Genomic DNA, 2,849 nt, shown 5'->3' with positions numbered 1-2,849 from the left:
GTCGAGGAGGATGCCGGGGGCGCTTCCGTGGGGGTCGGCGCCGATGGTGTAGGTGGCGTTCTGTCCCGCGGCGAGGGCGGCGGCTTTCAGCTGGCCTTCGGTGGCGGCCTGTCCGGCGCGGGCGCTTTCGCCCCAGCCGGCGTCGAGGGTGGTGTTGCTCAGGCCTTTGACGGTGTTGCTTCCAGCGGCGTCGTTGATGGAAATGCCGCCGAAGGTCGCGTAGCCGTCGTAAAGGTGAGTCTTAGAAGCGCCAGCGGCGCCGACGGTCACTTCGGTAAAGTGCGGCGTCAGGCTGGTAGCGATCCTCACGGCGCCCGATTCGTTCGTCAGAAGGATATTATCGCCCTTTTTGAAGTTGAGGATGTTGTCGGTCTTGCTGACAGTCTTCACGTCAGCCCCGTCGATCTGAACTTTCCAATTCTGCAGAGCGTTGTTGACTGTCGGCGTCAGATTGTCGATGTCATCCTTCACGAGTTTCAATTGTCCTTCGGTCGCGGCCTGTCCGGCGCGGGCATTTTCGCCCCAGCCGGTGTCGAGCGTGGTGTTGCTCAGGCCGGCGATGGCGCCTGTCGCGCCGTTGAGTTTGATTTCGTTTGTTCCGCTCTTGACCGTAACGCTGGCGAATTCGGGGTCCTCGACGATGCCGTAAGTGATTTTCTTGTCGGTCAGACCTACGGTCAGATTCTTGCCTGCCGCAAATTCGATGGTCGGTTTTACGCCGCCCAAAGCGACGTTCGACGTCGTGCTTCCGGCTTTCAGGTCGAAACCGGCTTTCAGCGCGTTGACGGTCGTGTTGTTGGAGATGTCGATGTTCTGACCCAGGTTGGCATTGGCAGATACGGTCACTTTCGCGCCGTCGGTCCCGTCCGCCGCTACGGCCACGTCGATCTTGTCCGCTTCCCCTTCAAATTTAATGTTTTTCTTCGCCGCGCCGCCCAGCGTGATGTCCTGTTTCGTGCCCGCAGCGTTGCTGACGGTGAAGCCGGCCTGTAACGCTGTGATGTCGGTAGCGCTGCTTTCAACTTTGCTGTCTACAGCTTTTAGTTGAGCCACGTTCACAGCGTCGCTGTCTTCTTTTCCGGCCGCGACGTTGACGATCTGCCGGGTGGCCCCGGTGCTGCCGATGGAGAGCGCGCCAAGGTTGCCCTTCACGGTTGCCTGCACATTGGCGTTACCGTTGAGATAGACATCGTTAGGAGCCGCCGCGCCGCGGTCGGCAATACTGGAGGAACCGATTGCAACGCTGTTGCCAGCACTCGCATTCGCTTTCGCACCGTCTCCGAGTACTACAGCACCGCGACCGTACGCCTTCGCGCCGTTGCCCAAAGCAACGGACTCGCTGCCGCTCTGCGAGTTGGCGCCGATAGCGACGCCGCTGTTGCCGCTTTGCGATTTAAGGCCAATGGCAACGCCGCTGTCCGTCTCGACCTTTGATTCTGAACCGATGGCAATGGATTCGCTTCCTTTTGCCTTGCTCGATCTGCCGATCGCAATGGCCTTTTCTCCCGTGGCGCCGTCGTTGTTCCAGTTTGTGCTATCGGGGCTCGCGCTGTCATCCGCTTTAACGGAAAAATAATGCACCCCACCGGCTGCCGTCCCTACCATTGCGACGACGGCCTTGAGCTGGGCCACGTTGACGGCGTCGCTGTTCTCCGTGCCAGCCGCTACACCGGTGATCTGACGATTGAACTGTTCGGACCAGGAGCTGTTGCCGCCTGTCGTCCGCCCAACAGCGACGGCGCTTCTCGTGCTTGCAGCGGTGTTCTGTACTGCCGCATCGCCGCCCATATAGACCGAGGTTTTATCTGTCACAGGGCCGCGGTCGGCGACGCTGTAGCTGCCGATAGCCACAGCGTCCGTCTGGTCGCTCACGGCCCGTATGCCCAACGCCACGGAAGCGCTTACCTCGGGATGATCCTTGACTCCGGCAATGGCATCCGTACCGATGGCGATGGAATCGTTTCCCAGGGCGCCCTGATAGCGGTAGTCCTCGCTATCGCTCATACGACCGATCGAAATGCCACCCTTTCCGGCCGCATGCGAATCATGCCCCAGGGCTACCGAAAAATCGCCTATGGCGTGCCCCTTCCGGCCGATGGCGACGGCCGAATCTCCCGTGGCACCGTCGTTATTCCAGTTGGTTCCATCGGGACTCGCGCTGTCGTCCGCTTTGACGGAGAAATAATGCACACTGCCGTCAGACGCGGCGAGGACAACTTCTTTTTGCTTTCCGTCGGCCGCCGCGGGAACTTGGCGCGAGCCTTTGGCCCTGTTTCAAGCTCCTTTGAAAATGGGAGCCTTCGTTCATGTTCCCATTGAATGTAAACTGATAACTATCATGCATTCAAATTGTAATTAGATATTTGATGATATCATATCACCCCCCGCGTAAAGATGCCTTATTGTTTACATTGCTCATTTTCATCGCCTTCCCCGCGCCCGACTGCGCAGGCTTGCGCGACTCTGTGCGATGGCAAATACCCATCGGAAACTTGCGGAATACAAGAAAAAGAGGTCACTTCAAAAAAAGAACTGCCCCCCAAAACTAGGGCTTGTTTAAAAAAACATTTCAGCTTGTATTATTTCAATAAAATAACACTGGCAGCAACAAGAACAAAAGCGAAAAACGAAGCGTCAAGTTTGTCATAGCGGGTGAAAATTCTACGGAACCATTTGATTTTCTGAAAGAAACATTCAACCAAGTGTCGTTCCTTGTAAACATGCTCATCTATAAACCACGGTTCGGGATTATCGCTCTTCGGCGGGATAGTGTAACTTCCCTCCCGAGAAGTAATGTACTCTCTGATGGCTTGCGAACCGTAAGCCTTATCGCCGATGACGTTGCTCCC

Annotated in this window: 2 protein-coding genes and 1 pseudogene; all 3 read right to left on the bottom strand. The window is 57.0% G+C overall.

All coding sequences use genetic code 11. The annotated features are described in order from the left end of the window. Positions 1–2,004 (bottom strand): hypothetical protein (locus D7D26_RS11815; RefSeq protein WP_342447430.1); only part of this gene is annotated, 2,004 nt, incomplete at its 3' end. A 12-nt stretch (positions 2,005–2,016) separates the two neighbouring features. Then, positions 2,017–2,190: pseudogene (locus D7D26_RS12945) on the bottom strand (hypothetical protein); the annotation flags it as partial. A 389-nt stretch (positions 2,191–2,579) separates the two neighbouring features. Next, positions 2,580–2,849, bottom strand: a 270-nt coding sequence (locus D7D26_RS11810; protein WP_147413033.1) for a transposase, incomplete at its 5' end; no start/stop codon positions are given.

This window comes from Pyramidobacter sp. CG50-2 (assembly GCF_003612005.1).
GTDB lineage: Bacteria > Synergistota > Synergistia > Synergistales > Dethiosulfovibrionaceae > Pyramidobacter.
The sequence above is the reverse complement of the archived record's forward strand: the minus strand, read 5'-3'. Positions and strand labels throughout refer to the sequence as shown.